This window comes from Pseudomonas sp. S4_EA_1b (genome assembly GCF_016307435.1).
GTDB lineage: Bacteria > Pseudomonadota > Gammaproteobacteria > Pseudomonadales > Pseudomonadaceae > Aquipseudomonas > Aquipseudomonas rhodesiae.
In genome coordinates this window covers 15,346-36,647 of the sequence record NZ_JAEILC010000045.1, presented here as the reverse complement: position 1 = coordinate 36,647, position 21,302 = coordinate 15,346, and the positions used below count along the sequence as shown (strand labels likewise).

Here is a 21,302-nt window from a genome sequence, read left to right as displayed (position 1 = left end):
CCGTCCGCAATATTGGCTGTGGTAAGCGAAATTGTTGTGGTGAGCGAGCTTGCTCGCGCCGGGCTGCGAAGCAGCCCCCCACACCATGCTGATCCCGTACTGGCGCCTTTCCAGCTTCTACCTGTTCTACTTCGCCCTGCTGGGCGCCACCGCGCCGTTCCTGGCGCTGTACTTCGATCACCTGGGGTTCTCCAGCGCGCGCATCGGCGAGCTGGTGGCCATCCCCATGTTGATGCGCTGCGTGGCGCCGAACCTGTGGGGCTGGCTGGGGGATTACACCGGCCGCCGCCTGGCCATCGTGCGTTTTGGCGCGGTGTGCACGTTGCTGAGCTTCTCGCTGATTTTCGTCAGCCACACCTATGCCTGGCTGGCGCTGGTGATGGCGCTGCATGCGTTCTTCTGGCACGCAGTGCTGCCGCAGTTTGAAGTGATCACCCTGGCCCATCTGCAAAAACACACCTCGCGCTACAGCCAGATCCGCCTTTGGGGCTCCATCGGTTTCATTCTTACCGTGGTCATCATGGGCCGCCTGTTCGACTGGCTAAGCCTGGACATCTACCCGGTGGTGGTTGTGGTGATCATGGCCGGCATCATCGGTGCCAGCCTGTGGGTGCCGAATGCACAGCCGGCCAACCACGGCAATCGCCTGGCCGGGGACGGATTCCTCAAGCAACTGCGCAGCCCCGGCGTGCTGGCGTTCTACGCCTGTGTGGCGCTGATGCAGATGAGCCATGGCCCGTATTACACGTTCCTGACCTTGCACCTCGAACACTTGGGTTACAGCCGGGGCGTGATCGGACTGCTGTGGGCGCTGGGGGTGGTGGCCGAAGTGCTGATGTTTCTGGGCATGAGCCGTATCCTTACGCGCTTTTCGCTGCGCCGGGTGCTGCTGGCGAGTTTTCTGCTGGCGGCGCTGCGCTGGGTATTGCTAGGCACATTGGCCGAATTCTTTTGGGTGCTGCTGCTGGCGCAGGTGCTGCATGCGGCTACCTTCGGCAGTTTCCATGCGGCGGCGATTGCCTTTGTGCAGCGCAGCTTCGGGGCTAAACAACAGGGCCAGGGCCAGGCGCTGTACGCCGCATTGTCCGGCACCGGCGGAGCCTTGGGCGCGCTGTATGCCGGCTACAGCTGGAACCTGCTGGGCCCGACCTTCACCTTTAGTCTTGCCAGCGTCGCCGCCCTGGCCGCGGCCGTTATCATCGGCTTTCGATTGCACGAGCAGAACCAAGGAACCCTTCAATGAGTTATGTCGCCGTCTACCACGTCGCTACACCGGATACGCCGAACAAGGTGTTGACCCATCTCGACGATATCGCCAGCACCCTGGCCGAGCACGGCGCGCGCTTCGAGCGCTGGCAACCGGCCGCGATCGAGAAGGGCGCCACCGATAGCGCGCTGATCGAGGCGTATAAGGCGCCGATCAATGATCTGGGGTATGCCAACGTCGAGGTGCTCACAGTCATCGACCCGCGCCCGCCGCTTGCCGAGCAACGTTGCCGCGAAGCCCACGCCCACTTCTTTATCGCGGGGCAGGGGCTGTTCAGCCTGCATGTCGGCGATTACGTCTACAGCGTACGCTGCGAAAAAAACGATCTGTTGATGATTCCGGCTGGCATGGCGCATTGGTTTGATCAGGGCGAGCATGGGCATTTTGTCATGCTGCGGTTGTTCAACAGTGCCGAGGGCACCAAGCCTGCGTTGACGGGCGATACTCTCGCCGAACGCTTTCCGGGTTTGGACGACTAACCTCAACGAATAGGATCTTCAACCCCGGCAAATTTGAAATTGCTGTGGGAAGTGGCTTGGTTATCTGTAGGGCTTTGCTGTTTATGCGGACCCCTGCCCACGACGTGCATGGGTTGTGTAACTCTTCTGCGGCCTCAGTGTTTATGTCACCTGTCAATAGGAGGAATCCGAAGGGTGATCGGGCATTAGCCAATAAAAAGGAGAGACGCAATGAATCGCCCAGAGGAGTCGTTTGAGTCGTCGTATACCGTGCCCAATGCCGTCAGAAGACGCCTTAACTTATGGGGGAAGCCGCTGACGCCGTCGGAGTTGGAAATCCTGCGATGGGCTTCCGAAGGCAAGACCGTCTGGGAGATCAGCCAGATTCGCTGCACCTCCGAGGCCACGGTGAAGTTCCACTTGCGCAACATCTACGGCAAGTTGCAGGTCAACAACCGCGTACAGGCCATGAACGAAGCCGCGCGCCAGGGCCTGTGTTAAGCCCATAAAAAAGGGCCGCGACGNNCCCTTTTTGTGCGCGGCTGACTTACGCGGAGTGGTAGGTCGGCAGGGCGAAGCGATTCTGGCTTTGCAGCATGGAGATCTGCGGCAGCTCACTGGCTTGCTCAGCCAGGTCACGACGGATGGCGCTGATCACCCAGGTCAGTTGGTCGGCAGTATGCAATTGCTGGTAAGAGATCGAGCGTTTGACCTGCTTGCCTTCACTGTTACGCAAGGTCAACAGGATGCCGCCGTCCGGACGAGGCTGAGTGGTGACGTCGTAGTTGGAAAATACCGAAGCGAATTTATCTTGGATCAGGCTCATGTTTATCAGCTCCATTGGCTCAAGTGGGCAAGCATGGAGTGATAGGTGCAGCGATTGTGCCAGCTTAACGAATACTAAAAATTCCTTATAAATCAGGGCCTTATAAAAAATAGAAGTTTTCGTTTTCGTGCAATTTGCATGAATGGCCATCATGCATCCTGCATTTTGCGTTACCCGGCGCGGTGCCACTGGTGCCTCATTACGTTTAAAGACTGTTTAAGCGCGGCTAAATTCCCTTTTTCCCGAGCGCATCCGTCGGGATACAAAACTTTTCAAATCCTGCGTGTACAGCTGAAGAAGGGCTGACGTATTTTCCTGCAAGGCATTTAGCAGCTTCCTACGGTGATGCTGCTGTGTGCGGATCATACGAAGAATAAGAAAAAGGACGTTCCGCCATGAACCCTCCGCATGACGACATGATCACCTGGGGCAAGATGCTACGTAAGGTGCCCGCCATTGTTCGCGCTTTGCCGCGCGTGGTGCGTGGCATGCGCGCGGCGAATGTCACCGACCCCGGCCAACCTTGCGGGCTGGGTTGGGAGTTCGAGCAAGCCACCTTGCGCAACCCCGACGGCAACGCGGTGCTGTACGGCGACCGCGTGCTCAGTTACGCCGATGTCAACCGACAGGCCAATCGGATTGCCCACCACTTACACGCCCAAGGCATTGGCAAGGGCGATGTGGTGGCGCTGTTTATCGAAAACCGCCCGGAATTATTGCTGTGCGTACTGGCCGTGGCCAAGCTGGGCGGCATCTGCGCGATGGTCAACACCGCGCAAACCCAGGCGACGTTGGTGCACAGCCTTAACCTGGTCAGCCCGGTGGCGATCGTGGTTGGCGCGGAGTTGGTCGGTGTTTATGACGCGGTGCGCGATCAGGTGCCGATCCAGGCCGAACGGACATGGTTCGTGCCTGATCAGTCGTCAGCGTCGCTGCCCGAGGGCTATGTCGACCTGATCGCAGCCAGCGCCGACTGCGCGCAGGCTAACCCTGCCAGCACCGCCCAGGTGTTCTTTAACGACCCCTGCTTCTATATCTACACCTCCGGCACTACTGGCCTACCCAAGGCCGGCATCATGAAACATGGACGCTGGACCAAGACCGCCGTGAGTTTCGGCCGCATTGCCCTGGACATGGGCCCCGACGACGTCCTGTATTGCACCTTGCCGCTGTACCACGCCACCGGCCTATGTGTGTGCTGGGGCTCGGCGATTGTCGGCGCGTCTGGGTTCGCCATCCGTCGCAAGTTCAGCGCCAGTCAGTTCTGGGACGATGCGCGCAAGTTCAACGCCACCACCCTGGGCTACGTGGGTGAGTTGTGCCGTTACCTGCTCGACCAGCCGTCCAGCGAAAACGACCGCGACAACCGCGTCACCAAGATGGTCGGCAATGGCCTACGCCCCGGCGTGTGGGCGCAGTTCAAGGCGCGCTATGGCGTGGCTCATATCTGCGAGCTGTACGCCGCCAGCGACGGCAACATCGGCTTCACCAATGTGTTGAATTTCGACAACACCATCGGTTTTTGCCTGCAGCACTGGGCGCTGGTGGACTACGCCCACGACAGCGGCGAACCGATCCGTGGCGGCGATGGCTTCATGCGCAAGGTCCAGACGGGCGGGCAGGGGCTGCTGCTGGCCAGGATCGATGACAAGTCGCCCTTCGACGGCTACACCGACCCAGAAAAAAACCGCAAGGTCATCCTCACCGACGTCTTCGAACCGGGCGACCGTTATTTCAACACCGGCGATCTATTACGCAGCATCGGTTTCGGCCACGCGCAGTTCGTCGATCGCCTGGGGGACACCTATCGCTGGAAAGGGGAAAACGTCTCCACCACCGAAGTCGAAAACGTCCTGCTGCAACACCCGCAGATTGCCGAAGTGGTGGCCTACGGAGTGGAAATCGACAACACCAATGGCCGCGCCGGCATGGTCGCCATCACCCCCAGCGAGTCCCTGGCCGCGCTGGACATGCGTGAACTGCTGCAATTCGCCCACGGCCAGTTGCCCCCATACGCGGTGCCGCTGTTCCTGCGGATCAAGGTGCAGATGGAAACCACCGGCACATTCAAGTACCAGAAGGTGCGGCTCAAGGAAGAGGCTTTCGACCCGGCCAAGGCGGGCAACGACCCGGTGTATGCCTGGCTGCCGGGGTCGGATGGTTACGTGCCGATCACTGGCGAGCTATTGGCGCAGATTCAGGGTGGCCATTTCCGCTATTGATTGAGTGTGTCTATGGAAACTTTTGACAAAAAAGCCATGACAGTGGGGAACTCCATCGCGACACTGGGCGCCATATTCAGTACTTGAACTCGCACCCGCCAAGGAGCCCCCATGTCTGCCCCCAAACAAATGACCGAAGACGAAGCCGCCGAATTTGCCGAACAGGTTTTCGATGTGGCTCGCAAAGGCGATGCCGCCATGCTCGCCGCGCTGCTGGCTAAGGGCTTGCCGGCCAACTTTCGCAATCACAATGGCGACACCTTGCTGATGCTGGCGGCGTACCACGGTCACGCCGAGGCGGTCAAAGTGCTGCTGGAGTTCAAGGCCGACCCGTTGATCGCTAACGATAAGAACCAATTGCCGATTGCCGGCGCGGCGTTCAAAGGCAACCTGCCCGTAGTTAAGGCCTTGATCGAAGGCGGCACGCCGGTGGAAGCCGCGTCGTCGGACGGTCGCACCGCATTGATGATGGCGGCGATGTTCAATCGCGTCGAAATGCTCGACTACCTGCTCGCCCAGGGCGCCAACCCCAAGGCCACCGACGCCCAGGGCGCCACCGCGTTGGCAGCGGCGCAGACCATGGGCGCGATGGATACGGCGGCGCGCTTGCAGAATCTGGTGTAGGCTTTGCGCCCTCGAAAATCAGCCCGCAACAGGAACGCCCCATGAAAACCGCCCTCGTCGAACTCATCAGCCACATCAGCGCCGGCGTCATGGGCCAGGATGAGGTGGCGCGCATCGCCGAGGAGGCCGCTCAGGCCTACGCCGATCCGGCGGCGTTTCTGGCCGCCAACCCGGATATCAACTACGACGACACTTTCCCGATCCCCCTGGGGGAGTGGGTGGTGGTCGGCAGCCTGCCGGACACGGTGCTGTTCCAGGCTGACACTTATGGCGACCTGTTTGCCCAGATCGTCGCGTCGTTCGGCCCGGGTGTGGCGTTCAACCTTAAGGCCAAACAACTGGCCAAGACCGAAGCGCTGACCGCGCTCAATCGCATCCAGGTGCAGATGAGCGCCCTGAGCCAGGAAGACGGTGGCTATGTGCTGGTGAACTTCAGCCAGTTGCTGGACGATGAGATTCAAGTGGTGCTGGTTTATGGCAACGTCCTGCCACGGGTACTGGAATTGTGCGCCGAGGTCGGGATCAAGGCCGAGCCGTCCCTGGAAGCCCTGAAAGTCGCCGTACATGTCTGAAATAAAACGGAACCCTGGCAGGGGCTGACTATCCTACAAGGGCATGCCCTCACTTAGGAGCGACACCATGGGTTCCACGTTCAATGGCCTGATCGGCCTGATCATCCTCGCGCTGGATATCTGGGCGATCATCAACGTCTTCAAAAGCGGCGCCAGCACCGGGGCCAAGGTGTTGTGGATCCTGCTGATCCTGCTGCTGCCGGTACTGGGCCTGATTATCTGGGCGATCGCCGGCCCGCGCGGTAACGTGCGGATCTGACCACGGGTTCAGGGTCTATGTGTGAGAGGGAGCCATTCCCTCCCACACGGGCTTGCCGTCCGGTCTGGAAATTTGTGTATCGAAATATGCGTTGCACGGAATTTTCACATTCCCTCCAAGACAATTCCCCCCGGTTCTAGCTGCGCGCCAATCAAGGCGCGGTAAAGCTCCCCGTTCAGTAATTTAATAGCCTTGCCGGCCTTGATCGGGCACCATTCGCGCCACGCAATACTTCGCCACTTCAACTTCCAATGGGTCCTGAAACGACATGGCAAACCCGGACGCCCTGAGCCAGCAGCGAGCCTCGACTCGTCTGCTGCAACCGACCGTCAAATCCCATCTGGCATACACGCTGCTCTGCGCACTGGTCATGATGGTGATGTTCTCCCTGCTGCGCCTGGCGCTGCTGGTATACAACCGCGAGATGATCCTCGACACACCGGCCTCGACCTTCCTTGAAGCGTTCGGCAACGGCCTGCGCCTGGACTTGCGCTTGGTGGTGTACCTGAGCATTCCGCTGTTGCTGGCGCTGTTCAGCGTGCGCGCGATGGCCGCGCGTGGGTTCTTCCGTTTGTGGTTGACCGTCGCGTCCAGCATCGCCCTGTTCCTGGGCCTGATGGAAATGGACTTCTATCGCGAGTTTCACCAGCGCCTCAACGGCCTGGTCTTCCAATATGTGAAGGAAGACCCGAAAACCGTGATGAGCATGCTCTGGTACGGTTTCCCGGTGGTGCGTTACCTGCTGGCGTGGGCCGTGGGTACGTTGATTCTGAGCATGGCCTTCAAAGGCGCCGACCGCGCCACGCGCCCGCGCGGCCCGTTCAGCGGCGGCAGCATCGGCACGCGCCAAGTGGCGCCGTGGTATTCGCGCATCGCCGTGTTCGTGGTGTGCCTGCTGGTGGCCGTGGTCGCCGCCCGTGGCACCCTGCGCCAGGGCCCGCCGCTGCGCTGGGGCGACGTGTACACCACTGACTCCAACTTCGCCAACCAGTTGGGCCTTAATGGCACGCTGTCGCTGATTGCGGCGGCCAAGTCGCGCTTCTCCGAAGACCGCTCCAACATCTGGAAGGCCACTTTGGAGCAGCCGCTGGCGACCCAGACCGTGCGCGACATGCTGGTACTGCCGACGGAAAAATTGGTGGATACCGACACCGCCGCCGTGCGCCGTAACTTCCTGCCGCCGGCCGAGAAAACCCTGCCGATCAAGAACGTCGTGGTGATCCTGATGGAAAGCTTCGCCGGCCACTCGGTGGGCGCGCTGGGCCGTCCGGGCAACATCACGCCGTACTTCGACAAATTGTCCAAGGAAGGCCTGCTGTTCGATCGCTTCTTCTCCAACGGCACCCATACCCACCAGGGCATGTTTGCCACCATGGCCTGCTTCCCGAACCTGCCCGGTTTCGAATACCTGATGCAGACCCCCGAAGGCAGCCACAAACTGTCGGGCCTGCCGCAGTTGCTCAGCGCTCGCAAGTTTGACGACGTGTATGTCTACAACGGCGACTTCGCCTGGGACAACCAGTCTGGCTTCTTCAGCAACCAGGGCATGACCAACTTCATTGGCCGCAATGACTTCGTCGACCCGGTATTCTCCGACCCGACGTGGGGCGTGTCCGACCAGGATATGTTCAACCGTGGCCTGCAAGAGCTGAAGGCCCGTGAAGGCGGCAAGCCGTTCTACGCGCTGCTGCAAACCCTGTCCAACCACACGCCGTACGCGTTGCCGACGCCGTTGCCGGTAGAGAAAGTCACTGACCGTGGCAGCCTCAACGAGCACTTGACCGCGATGCGTTACTCCGACTGGGCCCTGGGCCAGTTCTTCGAGCAGGCGCGCAAGGAACCGTACTTCAAGGAAACCTTGTTCGTGATCGTCGGCGACCACGGCTTCGGCAACGAACAGCAAATCACTGAGATGGACCTGGGCCGCTTCAACGTACCGATGCTGATGATTGCGCCGGGCATGCAGGAAAAGTTCGGCGAGCGCGACCACACCGTGGGTACGCAGATCGACATCGTGCCAACCATCATGGGCCGCCTGGGTGGGGAAACTCTGCACCAGTGCTGGGGCCGCGACCTGCTCAACCTGCCGGAAGGGGACAAGGGTTTCGGCGTGATCAAGCCTTCGGGCAGCGATCAGACCGTGGCGTTGGTCACTGCGGACCGCATCCTGGTACTGCCCAAGGAAATGCCACCGAAGTTGTGGCAGTACGAGTTGGGTGCCAACCCGACCGGCAAACTGATTCCGGAGTCTTCGGATGAGGCGGCCCTCAAGCAGAAACTTGAGTCGTTCCTGCAAACGGCGACCAAGAGCCTGTTGGATAACACCGCCGGTGTGGTGGACGGCAAGCCGGACTGATTAACCGGCAATAAAAAAGAGGCCCTCTTGAGGGCCTCTTTTTTTACCGCGGTTTTATATTTTGCCGAGCAACAACAGCACCAGCAGTACGACCAGTACCACGCCGAGAATACCCGACGGGCCATAACCCCAGTTACGCGAGTGCGGGAACACCGGAAGACCGCCGACTAGCAACAGAATCAGGATGATGATGAGAATGAGGCTCATGGTTTTATTTCCTTATAGGCCTTATGCAAGGACAGGTTATTTAACGGTAGGACCGTACTCTTAGTTACGGGCGCCTTAACAACTCCGACTGTAGTGCTTCACAGAAAATTCCCTGTTTTTTTAAAGCATTTCGATAACCTGGTTATTTCTTTTAAATACGTGGCTAAAACCCTGCTTAGTTGAAAAAGATTGAACTTAGAGAGAGCTGAGGCATCTGACCCGGCCGCGGGTTTGCCTGGGGCATTCATCACTCTGATGGTGCGTGGGGCGCGTGGAAACCTTCGCTACACTGCCGATCACTTCTACTGTGAACCACAAGGCTACTTCTTATGCAAAATCGCATGATGATCACTGGTGCCGGCTCCGGCCTGGGTCGCGAAATCGCGCTGCGCTGGGCACGCGAGGGCTGGCAGTTGGCCTTGTCGGATGTCAGCGAGCCCGGCCTGCAGGAAACCCTCAAGCAGGTACGCGAAGCCGGCGGCGATGGTTTCGTGCAGCGTTGCGATGTGCGCGACTACAGCCAGCTCACCGCGTTTGCCCAGGCTTGCGAGGTCAAGCTGGGAGGCATCGATGTGATCGTCAACAACGCCGGGGTGGCTTCCGGTGGGTTCTTCGCCGAGTTGTCGCTGGAAGACTGGGACTGGCAGATCGCAATCAACCTGATGGGGGTGGTCAAGGGCTGCAAGGCGTTCCTGCCGCTGTTGGAGAAGAGCAAGGGGCGCATCATCAACATCGCCTCCATGGCGGCACTGATGCAGGGCCCGGCCATGAGCAACTACAACGTGGCCAAGGCCGGTGTGGTGGCGCTGTCCGAGAGTCTGCTGGTGGAACTCAAGCAGCAGGAGGTCGGTGTGCATGTGGTCTGCCCATCGTTCTTCCAGACCAACCTGTTGGACTCGTTCCGAGGCCCGACGCCGGCCATGAAAGCGCAGGTCGGTAAGTTGCTGGAGAGTTCGCCGATTTCGGCGGCGGATATTGCCGATTACATCTACCAGCGTGTGGCTGAGGGAGAATTCATGATTCTGCCCCACGAGCAAGGGCGGATGGCGTGGGCGTTGAAGCAGAAGAATCCGCAGCTGCTCTACGATGAGATGACCAGTATGGCCGACAAAATGCGCGCCAAAGCACAGGCGACCAAAAGCTGAACTCACCACAAGAACCTCAATTCTCAGGGTAAGTTTTCACCGAAGATGTGCAGCTACCTGTAGCCATAGCGGGGGCAAGCCCCCTCCCACCTTTTGAACTGTGAACACGTCCAACTGTGGGAGGGGGCTTGCCCCCGATGGGTTATGCGTCAGCGTTTGGATTTATGAAAGCGGGGAAAACCCTCTGCATCTTTCACTTAGTCTGTCAGCTAAATTACCAGTTGATGTAGGTCCTGCCTGTTTTAGTGGCAGGGCATTGATGCTTCTACATCGGGCGAGCATGGTCGGGGTCCTGTCATTCTAAAAAGGACAACCGCCATGCTGGTTTTAAGCCGCGCTGTAGGCGAAAGCATTGCCATCGGCGATGAAATCGCCCTGCACATCGTCGAATTGAACGGTAACCAAGTGAAGTTCGGCATCCACGCACCGGCCGGGGTGAATGTTCATCGCGCCGAGGTGCATCAGAAAATCCGCAAACGCCAAGCTGCCGCCACACACCCGGCGGCAGTCCCCAACCCCTGAATAACCTCCGTCAATCGAACAGATGCTTGGGCACGTCGTGCTTGAGCATCAGTTGGCACTGTTCGCTCTCAGGGTCGAACACGATCAGGGCCTGGCCCTTGGTCAGCGCCTGGCGCACACGCAGTACACGGGTTTCCAGGGGCGTGTCGTCACCGTTGTCGGTGCCATCGCGGGTGACGAAGTCTTCGATAAGGCGCGTCAGGGTATCGACTTCAAGTGCATCGTAGGGAATCAGCATACAAGCCTCAGGTGTTGGATCCCGGCGATCCTACTGCGCCGGGACCCCAGTTGCCAGTGTCAGGACTTTTGCCCCACCAGGCTGTCCACCGACGGCACTCGCGTGTCGCTCTCCATCTGCGTTTCGTGCTCGATCTGATGACTGAAGCGGTCCAGTGAGCCCTGGGCCGGTTGCGCATCGCTGGCGAATACCGGCGGGCTGAGGATATACGCACCCAGCAGGCGACTCAGGGCGGCAAGGCTGTCGATATGGGTGCGTTCGTAGCCGTGGGTGGCATCGCAGCCGAATGCCAGCAACGCGGTGCGGATATCGTGGCCGGCGGTCACTGCCGAATGGGCATCGCTGAAGTAATAGCGGAACAGGTCGCGGCGCACCGGCAGTTCGTTATCCGCCGCCAGACGCAGCAGGTGCCGGGACAGGTGGTAGTCGTAGGGCCCGCCGGAATCCTGCATGGCCACGCTCACCGCATGTTCGCTGGAGTGCTGACCGGGGGCGACCGGCGCGATGTCGATACCCACGAATTCACTCACATCCCACGGCAGCGCCGCCGCCGCACCACTGCCGGTTTCCTCAGTGATGGTGAACAGCGGGTGACAGTCGATCAGCAACGGTTCGCCGCTATCGACAATCGCCTTGAGGGCGGCGAGGAGGGCGGCGACGCCGGCTTTGTCATCCAAATGACGGGCGCTGATATGTCCGCTCTCGGTGAACTCGGGCAACGGGTCGAATGCCACGTAGTCACCTACGCTGATGCCCAGTGAATCGCAGTCGGCACGGGTCGCACAGTAGGCGTCCAGGCGCAGTTCGACGTGGTCCCAGCTCACTGGCATCTCATCCACGGCGGTATTGAATGCGTGCCCGGAGGCCATCAGGGGCAACACGCTGCCGCGGATCACGCCGTTGTCGGTGAACAGGCTGACGCGGCTGCCTTCGGCAAAGCGGCTCGACCAGCAGCCCACCGGCGCCAGGGTCAGGCGGCCGTTGTCCTTGATCGCGCGCACGGCGGCGCCGATGGTGTCCAAGTGCGCCGACACTGCGCGGTCCGGGCTGTTTTTCTGACCTTTGAGGGTGGCGCGAATGGTGCCGCGCCGGGTCATTTCAAACGGAATGCCCAGTTCTTCCAGACGCTCGGCCACATACCGCACGATGGTGTCGGTAAAACCGGTAGGGCTGGGAATGGCGAGCATTTCCAGCAGGACTTTTTGCAGGTAGTTGAGATCCGGTTCGGGAATGGTTCGGGTCATAAGAACTCCTGATGATTTAACACGGTGGTGGAGTGGGCTGACTTGCCCGACACGCCTGCTCAACCGAGCAGGCCGTCACCACAGAAAGCCAGTGCGCCAGCGGCTATAGAGCGCTGGGCTGGCTATGGGGAAATAACAGATCCACGAATTTTTCCGCCGTTGGCTGCGGCTCGTGGTTGGCCAAGCCGGCCCGTTCGTTGGCTTCGATAAACACGTACTCGGGTTGATCGGCGGCGTGCACCATCAGGTCCAGGCCGACCATGGGGATGTCCAGGGCCCGGGCGGCGCGCACGGCAGCGTCCACCAGCGTGGGGTGCAGGATCGCGGTGACGTCCTCCAGGCAACCGCCGGTGTGCAGGTTGGCGGTGCGACGCACAGCCAGGGTTTTGCCGCGTGGCAGGATGCTGCTGTAGTCATAGCCGGCGGCGGCGAGGGTACGCTCGGTTTCGCCGTCCAATGGGATCTTGCTTTCGCCGTCGGTGGCGGCCTGGCGGCGTCGGCTCTGGGCTTCGATCAGCGCGCCGATGGAATGCTGACCATCGCCGGTGACTTCAGCAGGGCGCCGGATCGCGGCGGCGACCACTTCGAAGCCGATCACCAGAATGCGCAGGTCCAAGCCCTCGTGGAAGCTCTCCAACAGCACACGACTGTCGAACTGCCGCGCCGCCTCGATGGCCTGCTGCACCTCTTCGATGGTTTGCAGATCCACGGCCACGCCCTGGCCTTGCTCGCCGTCGAGGGGCTTGACCACGACGCGCTGATGTTCGTCGAGAAATTCCAGATTGTCGTCGGCGCTGCCCGCCAACTGCTGGGACGGCACATTCAACCCGGCCGCCTTGAAGGCTTTGTGGGTCAGACTCTTGTCCTGGCACAGGGTCATGCTGATGGCGCTGGTCAGGTCGCTCAGCGACTCGCGGCAGCGCACGCGGCGCCCGCCGTGGCTGAGGGTGAAGAGGCCCGCGTCGGCATCGTCCACCTGCACATCGATGCCGCGGCGATGGGCCTCTTCGACGATGATCCGCGCATAGGGGTTGAACTCCGCTTGCGGACCGGGGCCGAGAAACAGCGGCTGGTTGATACCGTTCTTGCGCTTGATCGCAAACGTGGTCAGCGCGCGAAAACCCAGCTTGGCGTAGAGGTTCTTGGCCTGGCGGTTATCGTGCAGCACCGACAGGTCAAGGTAGCTCAGGCCACGGCTCATAAAGTGTTCGACCAAGTGGCGCACCAGCACTTCGCCCACGCCGGGGCGGGTGCACTGCGGGTCGACCGCCAGGCACCAGAGGCTGCAACCGTTTTCAGGGTCGTGGAAGGCTTTTTGATGATTCAGGCCCATCACACTGCCGATCACCGCGCCGCTGTCTTCATCTTCAGCCAGCCAGTAGACCGGGCCGCCCTGATGACGCGGGGTGAGGCGTTCAGCGTCCACCGGCAACATGCCGCGGCCTTGATACAAACGGTTGACCGCCTGCCAATCGGCCTCGCTCTGTACGCGACGAATACGAAACCCGCGAAACACACGAGTGGCCGGGCGGTAATCGCTGAACCACAGACGCAAGGTGTCGGACGGGTCGAGGAATAATTGCTGCGGGTCGATCCCCAGAATCTGCTGGGGCGCGGCCACATACAGCGCGATATCGCGCTCGCCCGGCTGCTCCTTGAGCAGTTCCTGGGCCAGGCTGGACGGGTCTGGGAAGGTGTGACCGATCAACAAGCGGCCCCAGCCGCAGTGCACGGCAATCGGCTCGGCGGCCAGGGGGCTGCCATCTTCGGCCAGGCGGGCTTGCAGGCGCTCATAGGTCGGCGTCTGGCCCTTCAGCAAACGTTGGCTGTAAGCCGCGGCGTGAGGTTTCATCAATCAGATTCCTTGTTCGCTGAGCCACAGGTTCAGCGCCGCCAGTTGCCACAGTTTGGAGCCGCGCAGCGGGGTCAATTGGCCTTGAGGGTCGGTCAGCAGACGATCGAGCATGGCCGGGTTGAACAGGCCGCGGTCTTGACTCGGGTCCAGCAGCAGTTCGCGGACCCAATTCAAGGTGTCGCCCTGCAAGTGCTTGAGGCCGGGCACGGGGAAGTAGCCCTTCTTGCGGTCGATGACTTCGCTGGGGATCACTCGGCGCGCGGCTTCTTTCAGCACTTGCTTGCCGCCATCGGGCAGTTTGAACTTACATGGCACACGGGCCGAGAGTTCCACCAGGCGGTAGTCGAGGAAGGGCGTGCGCGCTTCCAGGCCCCAGGCCATGGTCATGTTGTCGACGCGTTTGACCGGGTCGTCCACCAGCATCACCGTGCTGTCCAGGCGCAGGGCCTTGTCCACTGCGGCATCGGCGCCCGGCATCGCAAAATGCTCGCGCACAAAATCGCCGGCAGCGTCGTTGACGGTCAGCCACTTGGGCGCGACGGTGGCCGCGTAGTCGTCGTAACTGCGGTCGAAAAAAGCTTCGCGATAGGCTGCGTACGGATCGCTGGCGCCATCGACCTGCGGATACCAGTGGTAACCGGCGAACAATTCGTCAGCGCCCTGGCCGCTCTGCACCACCTTGCAATGCTTGGCAACTTCTCGCGACAGCAGGTAGAACGCGATGCAGTCGTGGCTGACCATCGGCTCGCTCATGGCGCGGAACGCCGCAGGTAATTGCTCAATGATTTCGCTTTCGGCAATGCGCAATTGGTGATGGCGCGTGCCGTAATGCTTGGCGATCAGGTCCGAGTACTGGAACTCGTCGCCGCGCTCGCCGCCGGCATCTTCAAAACCGATGGAAAATGTCGACAGGTCCTGCACGCCGACTTCACGCAACAGCCCCACGAGCATGCTCGAATCCACACCACCGGACAGCAGCACGCCCACATCCACCGCGGCACGTTGGCGGATCGCCACGGCTTCGCGGGTGCTGTCGAGCACACGGTCGGTCCAGTCTTGCAGGGTCAGGTGTTGCTCATCGTCATGGGGACCGTAGGGCAGGGTCCACCAGGTTTTCTGCTCGATGTTGCCCTGGGCGTCGATGCGCATCCAACTGGCCGGAGGCAGCTTCTCGATGCCCGCCAGCAAGGTGCGCGGCGCTGGCACCACCGCGTGGAAATTCAGGTAGTGATTGAGCGCCACCGGATCGAGGATCGGGTTGATATCGCCGCCCTTGAGCAGTGCCGGCAATGCAGAGGCAAAGCGCAGGCGCTGGCCGGTGCGCGACAGGTACAACGGCTTCACGCCAAGGCGGTCGCGGGCGATAAACAGCCGCTGCGCGTCGCGCTCCCAGATGGCGAAGGCAAACATGCCATTGAGCTTGGGCAGTAGCGCTTCGCCCCAGGCGTGATAGCCCTTGAGCAGCACTTCGGTGTCGCCGCCGGAATAGAACGCGTAGCCGAGGGCTTCAAGTTCCTCGCGCAGCTCCGGAAAGTTATAGATCGCGCCGTTGAATGCCAGGGACAGCCCGAGTTGAGCGTCGACCATCGGCTGGGCGGAGCCATCCGACAGGTCCATGATTTTCAGGCGGCGATGGCCCAGGGCAATCGGCCCTTGGGCATGGAAGCCCCACGCGTCAGGGCCGCGTGGCGCCAAATGATGGGTGATGCGCTCAACCGCAGCCAGGTCGGCAGGTTGGGCATCGAAACGTAACTCACCAGCTAATCCGCACATATTGCATAGGGCCTTGTATTTGCTGGACCTAGGCGCATCTACCGAGATTCATGTACCAAACTTGTACCGATTTTCGGTAAATCCAGCTTTTCAAGCTCCGCGAAATCACTCGAGGAACTGATCCACTTGGCGTAGGTTGAAAGCAGGACCTGGACGCTGTGCCCAAGTTGCGCAGCGATGAATGCGGGGTTCATTCCGGACATCAGGCACATTGTTGCGTAGGTGTGCCTGGTGTCATACATCCGGCGATACCGCATTCCGCTCTTGCGCAGTGCTGACAACCAATAACGCTTAGCTCCAGTTTCGGATCGGATGTATAGCTCTGATCTGTCACCCGAACCGTCCGGCGCGAAAACGTAATCAGAGCGCGCCGCCGTAAGTAGTCTGGCTTTTTCGAGTGCCTGCAAAGCTCGATCGTTCAATAAAACTTCCCGCGAGACCTTCGTTTTGGTCCTCTCCTTGATCTTGCCGTACAGCCTGATACGGCACACCTTGGCGCGCCGCGAGCGCGTATCAACCTCGCTCCACCGCAGGGCCATAGCCTCGCCTGGACGCATTCCTGTATAGAAAGAAAACTCAAAAAAACACGCGTAAATGGCCTGCAAACCGCTCGTCAATTCGTACAGCTTTTTGATCAACTCGTCCGCCTCTTCGCGACTGAACGGGTCGATTTCGCGCTTGGTTACCCGGGTCGGCGGGATCGAGTTGGCCGGATTCCTCAATATCAGTTCGTCATTCACAGCCTGTGTCAGGAGGCCAGTCACCAGCCGGATGGCGCCTTTCCGGCGAATTGGAGAGGTCCAAGTAATCCCGTTGACGATTTTCCGCATCAGTACTGGGGTGATCTTGTCGAGTGGGTACTCGGCGAGGTACGGCACCCAGTAGGTTTGCATGGTGCTGCGGTAGTTTTTGCGGGTGCTGTCTTCTATCTGAAGGCTGTTCAGCCAGTCCTGGGCGTAGTCGAAGAATATCGGCATATGCCCAGTCGAATCGCTCCTACTATTGGGGAATAGCTCCCTGTACTTCTCTGGCGTGAGCGCTCCCAGCTTTGACAGCTGTATCACTTGAGAACGTAAAGCCTCGGCTGCTGCGATTCCTTTTGGGGTTTGCGGGAGAGCGAGCGTTTCGCAGTGCCGCTTCTTGTTCCAGGAGAACCTGATCCTGATCGATTTCCCGACAAGCTCAACTCCGGTGGGCAGCTCCATTGGCTCTCTAGCCATTCGTCGTACCTCCATTTGCTGTACATGATTCGTCCGTCGATCTTCGACCAGACGCCGGCGGGGATGATGTTACGTTCTCGTTTGCGCTGCAGGGCTTTCGGCGTGGTGCCCAGCAGCTCGGCCATCCTTTTTTCGGTGACCTTGTCGTGGCCCGACTCATCGCTAAGTTTTTCCGCTACTGCCATGCCTACCTCCCGACCACCGTGGGCCGCGCTGTATTGATGATGTGGATGGCCAGGCCGAAGCTGATCAGCAGCCAGGCGCATGTGCCGGCGAAGGCGTAGAGCAGTGCCTCGGTGGTGCCAGCGCCCACAAGGTCAGGCCCGGCCCAGAAGAACCAGCAGCCGCTGCCGACCAGGTACAGCAAAGCGCCCAGCAGGATCAGGGTGAGTTTGATTGCGAACATAGGGTGTCCTTGCCGCGCTGGGCGGCTGAAGGTGGTTAATCCCAGTCCTGACTGAGTGCAGGCAGGGTTGAGGGGATGGTTTCGAGCGTTTCGAGGTTGAGGAGGGTGAAATAGCCGCGCTCCGGCATCCATCCACCCGTATCGATGTGATGGACGTTACCCAGGACGGCTGGCCGCTTCATTGGCGTGTGTCCGACTACCAGCGCACGAACACCTGTCACGAAGGTTTGGTCTAACTGCTCGACGCGGCTGCGCGACCACATACAGGTGTTCTGCACCAGCTTCAGGCGCTTGTTGCTCTCTGGAGCCTCAAGCTCGGTGCGTAGCTGGCCCCATGACGGGAAGGGGCAGTCAGCGTGCAAGATGCCGATTAATCCGCCTTCCGTCTCAACCTCAATCGCGATTGGAATGTCGCGGAACTGCACGGCGAACTCTCGCTGCTCATCCCATGCCAGTCCGGCGAACCAACTGCCACCGTTGTAGACCCAGTTTTCGACGTCGCAGGTATCGAAGCGCGCCACGTAGTCGTCATGGTTGCCGCGCACAGGGTGGAACCAAGGCTTTGCCAGCCAGTCGATCACAGCTCGACACTCTGGCCCACGGTCAACCAGATCGCCTACGCTGAACAGTCGGTCAACGGCAGGATCGAACCCGGCCGCATCGAGTGCCATCTGTAGCCGGGTAAAGTGCCCGTGAATGTCGCCAACCGCGAAATCCCGGCCGGCAGTGTTTGCGGCGAAGCGCTTCACGCGCGACACCTCAATAGTTTCGAGCATGCGGAAGTACCTCGCCCGCCGCTCACCGGCAGGCATGTAGGGGAATGGAGTGATGGCGTTATGCCTATATATCTGTGTTGTTGGGATGGGTGTAAAACGGGTATTCATTCCACCCAATTGCCAGGAGGGCGTGTGTCACACCAAATAGATGTTCCGATTGCCCACGCATATCGGGGTCACACGATGTTCCTCAAGTTCGACTGGCGACGTCCGAACGACGATGCACCGGTTGCCGCGAAGATCATCGAGCCCGCGTCAATTGATGGGTTGGGCGAAGTTGCTGCTGAACTGACCGGGCCCTGGCCTGACTATCCGGCGGCGCTCGATGAGGCAATGGCTGCTGCTGAGCGCTGGGTTGATAGTCAATTGCCCTGACGCCATTCGACGGCAGGTATGCAGGGGATTGGGGTTATGGAAGCGTGCTGCCGATTTGTGCTGCGACGGCGGTGATTGCTCTGCGGAGCGCGCCACCTCGGCCCGCGTCATCGGTCCAGCCGATGTTCTCGCCGAAACCGCAGCGCTCCACCATCACGTATTGCAGGTTGGTGAACCAGAGGATGCTGAGCTGAAGGCTTGTTGCCAGGCGCTGCGCATCGCCGTCATTGGTCAGCGGGGACCAGACGACATCAAGTCCTGACTTTTTATCGACAATCCACATCCCGCCGGAAGGGCAGTGGCGGTTTTCTTCGAGATCAATGCCTGCCGCCTTCGCCGCCAGATCCAAAAGCTCACAATCGTTCATGGCTTTGGACCTCGGTAGATGAAGACGTAGGCGAACCAGAGGGTGGCGATCACGACTTCCTGCTCCGGGTGACATCCTCTTCGGTGACGATGTGCGGCGTAACGTCCTTGATCGTGAAGAAATCTGGCTGGCAATGCTTGCGCGCCCAGGCCTTTAGCGGTGCGAGGGCGATCTGCAGTTCTGCCTCGGCCGCCGTGCTTATGTCTGGATAGGCATCAACCCATTCTCCAGCGTCGCTATCGCAGGCGTTTTCGTACATTCGCTCGGTCACATCGTTGGCATCTGGCAGGAAGCGAGCGGGGTCGTCCTTGCACACCGTCCCGCGATAGACCGTGCCGCCTTCGTAGAGGCCTGGCCTGTAGCTTGCCGGATGCCCGTCGCCATCGCTGTCGTGGCCGTAGTTGTCCTTGAGCAGCTCGTCCAGGCTGTCGTAATCCCAGGAGCCGTTTTCGCCGTCCAACGACCACTTTTCACCGGTCACGAGCGCCTCATAGGCCGGTACCGAGTTCGCGGCAGCTATCGGTAATGCTGCCTTGAATTGCTTGAGATAGTCAGCCGGTGTGGACCCCCAGCTATTTACCAGGCAGTCGTCATCTACCGGATGCCCTGTGTCTTCGGGTTCATCAGATGGCTCGCCGGGCACCATGAAAAACTCGCGCTCAACTGCGTGCAACAGATCGGAGAAACGCTTCGTGTTTTCGATATTGACCAGCAGGGTCGAAAGCTCATGGTTTGAGCTGAGACCGAACACGTTGTAGATGCGGGCCAGTTCTGGCTGATGTTTGGGCATGACGATACCTGTCCTTGCCGCTATAGCGGCTGACTTTGAAGGGGGAGGGGTTACAGAGAGGGGTTGAGGCGTTTCAGCTCGTCTAGGCAGGCGTTCCAGCCAGCCAGATAACCGTATTCTGATGCGGGGTTATCACTGTAGTGAGGGCCGCTTTCGACAGACACCCGAGCAGGTAGAGCAGCGTCACCGGCTCGCCTGTTCCAAAACTCTACTGGTGCGCCAACGCTACATGGATCGCATTCTGCGAATGGCCATGGTCTACCGTGGTTATCAACGTAATCTGCAGGAACATAGCGCGGTTCCTTTCCGCAAAATGGGCAGTTCAGCAATTCTGGTTTCTCGCTAATCACTTGAAAACCTCCCCGCATTCAGGGCAGCCGATCTTGTTCGCCTCACTGTGGGCGCACTCATCACTGCTATCTTTGATTTCTGCAACGCTTCGGCCCAGCCAGTCTCCGATCCGGCGCATCAACCTGAATTCCTCAGGGCTGCGCCCGACGCCGTCATCGAACCACTCAAGTACTTCTTCAAGCAGCGCGGCAGCGTTTCTGGCATCAGACTCGGCGTTGTAAAGTGGATCGTTGAATTCCCCACTCTCCATATGATCGCCACTGGGCTGGGCGTCTGACGCGGTTCCTGCATTGAAGTTTCGACCTGATGAAGGCATGAAACTAAGGTCGATGAAGCATTCCCCGAACTGGATACCTATCGTCTGAACCATTCGCCCATGCGGTGCAGCAGTCAAATCACCGATGCGGCGAATTCCGTAATCGGACTCAATGGCTGCGATCACAGCCTCTGGCGAGGATGGGTTGTCAATCCATGGAACAGCTATCAGGTCCATATCGCGAGCCAGGGATCCGTGCACTGCAAGCGCGTAACCATTGGCTCGGGCGATCTCTGCCAGCCCCGGATACAAGCACATGTAGGTCGGTGCATTGTTGGCTTTCGGTTTTTGGCTTAATTCACTCATAAATCACCTCAAATCAGTTGTGCCAGTGCCAGCAGGCACCAGCAGTAGGCGGGGAGTTGGGGATTAAGACCAGGTGTCGCCACGGCCCGCGCTCCCACAAATATCGCAACCCGTACAAGCCCAGTGACACGTTGGCTTGACCTTCTTAGGGGGCGCCTCCGCTTGCTTGAGTGCGGCAATGCTTTTCTTCTCCCACTCTGCAAAGCCAGGAACGCCACGAGGCGCCTTGCGCAAAAACCCCTCCAGCACATCCACCCGCTCATCCGCTGCGGTCAGGCGCTGTTGCAGGGCGTCGATCTTTGCCCGCTGATCACAGACCACCTGCCAGTGCTTGGCGATTCCCTCTTTCTGATCGGCGGTTACGCGGTCGTGATCGGCCGCCATCACAATCCACGGGCCGTGCGGGTCGTACGCAATCTTGTTGCCAGCGTCGGAAAGCATCGTCACGACCTGGTATCGGTGAACTTCACTCATGACCCACCTCCCCAGCTTTGGCGCGGGACTGGGCGCAAGCTTTCCAGCCCTCCCATTTATCGCGGGATGAGACGTACAAGTAGTCACCCTTGGTGTTGAGTGAGACTAACGTCGACCCAAGCGAAGCTTCAAACAACTCCCGCTCCTTGGCCTCGTTGTAGATGGGTTGCGGCAGGGTTGGAAAATTGCTCAGATAGTCGCGCAGGTCCGAAGCGGAATCGCATTCACTGGTGGCAGTCTCATGCCCGCAGTTATCGCAAACATTGACCTGGCTAGAGAACGCGTCATGCAGGTACTCAAGCATGTCGCGGTCGTTATCTGCCGCAAGAAGCTTGGCTTCAGTAGTCATACGG

Annotated in this window: 26 protein-coding genes; 11 read left to right on the top strand and 15 right to left on the bottom strand. The window is 59.9% G+C overall.

Translation table 11 applies throughout. The features are described from left to right. The first annotated feature begins 85 nt into the window (after nucleotides 1-85). The 3 genes from YA0848_RS15135 to YA0848_RS15125 all read left to right on the top strand — a co-directional run bounded on the left by YA0848_RS15135 (nucleotide 86) and on the right by YA0848_RS15125 (nucleotide 2,226). On the top strand, nucleotides 86-1,243 hold the full coding sequence (locus YA0848_RS15135) for an MFS transporter (RefSeq protein ID WP_034099335.1): 1,158 nt from the start codon (nucleotides 86-88) through the stop codon (nucleotides 1,241-1,243). Continuing rightward, a complete protein-coding gene (locus YA0848_RS15130; protein WP_169902383.1) occupies nucleotides 1,240-1,746 on the top strand; it encodes an acireductone dioxygenase in 507 nt (168 codons plus the stop codon). The genes YA0848_RS15135 and YA0848_RS15130 overlap by 4 nt, the downstream gene beginning before the upstream one ends. Nucleotides 1,747-1,956: 210 nt before the next feature. Then, complete coding sequence (locus YA0848_RS15125; RefSeq protein WP_034099331.1) at nucleotides 1,957-2,226, top strand: response regulator transcription factor; 270 nt, start codon at nucleotides 1,957-1,959, stop codon at nucleotides 2,224-2,226. Between the two features lie 46 nt (nucleotides 2,227-2,272). Here the strand turns inward: YA0848_RS15125 and YA0848_RS15120 are convergent, their stop codons facing one another. Further along, entirely contained in the window at nucleotides 2,273-2,551 is a 279-nt protein-coding gene (locus YA0848_RS15120; RefSeq protein WP_003172952.1) for a DUF3509 domain-containing protein, read from the bottom strand. Nucleotides 2,552-2,946: 395 nt separating this feature from the next. Between YA0848_RS15120 and YA0848_RS15115 the strand changes: the two genes are divergently transcribed. The 5 genes from YA0848_RS15115 (at nucleotide 2,947) to YA0848_RS15095 (ending at nucleotide 8,584) form a co-directional block, all read left to right on the top strand. Further along, on the top strand, nucleotides 2,947-4,773 hold the full coding sequence (locus YA0848_RS15115) for a long-chain-acyl-CoA synthetase (protein WP_034099329.1): 1,827 nt from the start codon (nucleotides 2,947-2,949) through the stop codon (nucleotides 4,771-4,773). A gap of 111 nt (nucleotides 4,774-4,884) precedes the next feature. Further along, nucleotides 4,885-5,397, top strand: a complete 513-nt coding sequence (locus YA0848_RS15110) for an ankyrin repeat domain-containing protein (protein WP_034099327.1) — start codon at nucleotides 4,885-4,887, stop codon at nucleotides 5,395-5,397. A 41-nt stretch (nucleotides 5,398-5,438) separates the two neighbouring features. Next, a complete protein-coding gene (locus YA0848_RS15105; protein WP_169902382.1) occupies nucleotides 5,439-5,969 on the top strand; it encodes a hypothetical protein in 531 nt (176 codons plus the stop codon). A 67-nt stretch (nucleotides 5,970-6,036) separates the two neighbouring features. Further along, nucleotides 6,037-6,228: a PLDc N-terminal domain-containing protein gene (locus tag YA0848_RS15100; protein ID WP_003172956.1), complete on the top strand. Its 192-nt coding sequence runs from the start codon at nucleotides 6,037-6,039 to the stop codon at nucleotides 6,226-6,228. A gap of 268 nt (nucleotides 6,229-6,496) precedes the next feature. Beyond that, nucleotides 6,497-8,584: an LTA synthase family protein gene (locus YA0848_RS15095; protein ID WP_034114640.1), complete on the top strand. Its 2,088-nt coding sequence runs from the start codon at nucleotides 6,497-6,499 to the stop codon at nucleotides 8,582-8,584. A gap of 54 nt (nucleotides 8,585-8,638) precedes the next feature. On the opposite strand, the gene YA0848_RS15090 is transcribed toward YA0848_RS15095, so the two are convergent. Beyond that, complete coding sequence (locus YA0848_RS15090; protein WP_003192767.1) at nucleotides 8,639-8,791, bottom strand: DUF3309 family protein; 153 nt, start codon at nucleotides 8,789-8,791, stop codon at nucleotides 8,639-8,641. A gap of 329 nt (nucleotides 8,792-9,120) precedes the next feature. Here YA0848_RS15090 and YA0848_RS15085 point away from each other — a divergent pair, with 329 nt between their 5' ends. Together YA0848_RS15085 and csrA are read left to right on the top strand one after the other, a co-directional pair. Next, a complete protein-coding gene (locus YA0848_RS15085) occupies nucleotides 9,121-9,936 on the top strand; it encodes an SDR family oxidoreductase (protein WP_034099322.1) in 816 nt (271 codons plus the stop codon). A gap of 318 nt (nucleotides 9,937-10,254) precedes the next feature. Further along, nucleotides 10,255-10,458, top strand: a complete 204-nt coding sequence (gene csrA / locus YA0848_RS15080) for a carbon storage regulator CsrA (RefSeq protein ID WP_034099321.1) — start codon at nucleotides 10,255-10,257, stop codon at nucleotides 10,456-10,458. A gap of 10 nt (nucleotides 10,459-10,468) precedes the next feature. On the opposite strand, the gene YA0848_RS15075 is transcribed toward csrA, so the two are convergent. From YA0848_RS15075 to YA0848_RS15045, 8 genes are all read right to left on the bottom strand, one after another. Continuing rightward, the gene (locus YA0848_RS15075) at nucleotides 10,469-10,696 is read right to left on the bottom strand and encodes a YheU family protein (RefSeq protein ID WP_003192759.1); all 228 of its coding nucleotides are present in this window, start codon (nucleotides 10,694-10,696) and stop codon (nucleotides 10,469-10,471) included. 59 nt (nucleotides 10,697-10,755) lie between these two features. Further along, nucleotides 10,756-11,940, bottom strand: a complete 1,185-nt coding sequence (locus YA0848_RS15070; RefSeq protein ID WP_034099320.1) for an osmoprotectant NAGGN system M42 family peptidase — start codon at nucleotides 11,938-11,940, stop codon at nucleotides 10,756-10,758. A gap of 103 nt (nucleotides 11,941-12,043) precedes the next feature. Continuing rightward, complete coding sequence (gene ngg, locus YA0848_RS15065; protein ID WP_184315784.1) at nucleotides 12,044-13,792, bottom strand: N-acetylglutaminylglutamine synthetase; 1,749 nt, start codon at nucleotides 13,790-13,792, stop codon at nucleotides 12,044-12,046. A 3-nt stretch (nucleotides 13,793-13,795) separates the two neighbouring features. Beyond that, nucleotides 13,796-15,568 (bottom strand): N-acetylglutaminylglutamine amidotransferase, encoded by a 1,773-nt coding sequence (locus YA0848_RS15060; RefSeq protein ID WP_184315782.1) that lies wholly within the window; start codon nucleotides 15,566-15,568, stop codon nucleotides 13,796-13,798. A 38-nt stretch (nucleotides 15,569-15,606) separates the two neighbouring features. Further along, nucleotides 15,607-16,728 (bottom strand): tyrosine-type recombinase/integrase, encoded by a 1,122-nt coding sequence (locus YA0848_RS15055; protein ID WP_332874078.1) that lies wholly within the window; start codon nucleotides 16,726-16,728, stop codon nucleotides 15,607-15,609. After that, a complete protein-coding gene (locus tag YA0848_RS36525) occupies nucleotides 16,629-16,973 on the bottom strand; it encodes a hypothetical protein (RefSeq protein WP_332873553.1) in 345 nt (114 codons plus the stop codon). Before YA0848_RS36525 ends, YA0848_RS15055 begins: the two co-directional genes overlap by 100 nt. Nucleotides 16,974-16,975: 2 nt before the next feature. Beyond that, entirely contained in the window at nucleotides 16,976-17,194 is a 219-nt protein-coding gene (locus YA0848_RS15050; RefSeq protein WP_198712603.1) for a hypothetical protein, read from the bottom strand. Between the two features lie 35 nt (nucleotides 17,195-17,229). Then, the gene (locus YA0848_RS15045; protein ID WP_169902436.1) at nucleotides 17,230-17,970 is read right to left on the bottom strand and encodes a metallophosphoesterase; all 741 of its coding nucleotides are present in this window, start codon (nucleotides 17,968-17,970) and stop codon (nucleotides 17,230-17,232) included. A 183-nt stretch (nucleotides 17,971-18,153) separates the two neighbouring features. Here YA0848_RS15045 and YA0848_RS15040 point away from each other — a divergent pair, with 183 nt between their 5' ends. After that, nucleotides 18,154-18,345, top strand: coding sequence for a hypothetical protein (locus YA0848_RS15040; protein WP_221440259.1), 192 nt, complete (start codon nucleotides 18,154-18,156; stop codon nucleotides 18,343-18,345). Between the two features lie 34 nt (nucleotides 18,346-18,379). Here YA0848_RS15040 and YA0848_RS15035 read toward each other — a convergent pair whose 3' ends face one another. The 5 genes from YA0848_RS15035 to YA0848_RS15015 form a co-directional block, all read right to left on the bottom strand. Continuing rightward, nucleotides 18,380-18,712 carry a hypothetical protein gene (locus tag YA0848_RS15035; RefSeq protein ID WP_198731374.1) on the bottom strand — a complete coding sequence of 111 codons (333 nt, stop codon included), beginning with the start codon at nucleotides 18,710-18,712 and terminating at the stop codon, nucleotides 18,380-18,382. Nucleotides 18,713-18,761: 49 nt separating this feature from the next. Next, nucleotides 18,762-19,502 carry a hypothetical protein gene (locus YA0848_RS15030; RefSeq protein ID WP_198731373.1) on the bottom strand — a complete coding sequence of 247 codons (741 nt, stop codon included), beginning with the start codon at nucleotides 19,500-19,502 and terminating at the stop codon, nucleotides 18,762-18,764. A 346-nt stretch (nucleotides 19,503-19,848) separates the two neighbouring features. After that, nucleotides 19,849-20,475: a hypothetical protein gene (locus YA0848_RS15025; protein WP_156358954.1), complete on the bottom strand. Its 627-nt coding sequence runs from the start codon at nucleotides 20,473-20,475 to the stop codon at nucleotides 19,849-19,851. Between the two features lie 63 nt (nucleotides 20,476-20,538). Further along, nucleotides 20,539-20,949 (bottom strand): hypothetical protein, encoded by a 411-nt coding sequence (locus YA0848_RS15020; protein WP_198731372.1) that lies wholly within the window; start codon nucleotides 20,947-20,949, stop codon nucleotides 20,539-20,541. Then, nucleotides 20,942-21,298, bottom strand: a complete 357-nt coding sequence (locus tag YA0848_RS15015) for a hypothetical protein (protein ID WP_198731371.1) — start codon at nucleotides 21,296-21,298, stop codon at nucleotides 20,942-20,944. Before YA0848_RS15015 ends, YA0848_RS15020 begins: the two co-directional genes overlap by 8 nt. Between the last annotated feature and the right edge of the window lie 4 nt (nucleotides 21,299-21,302).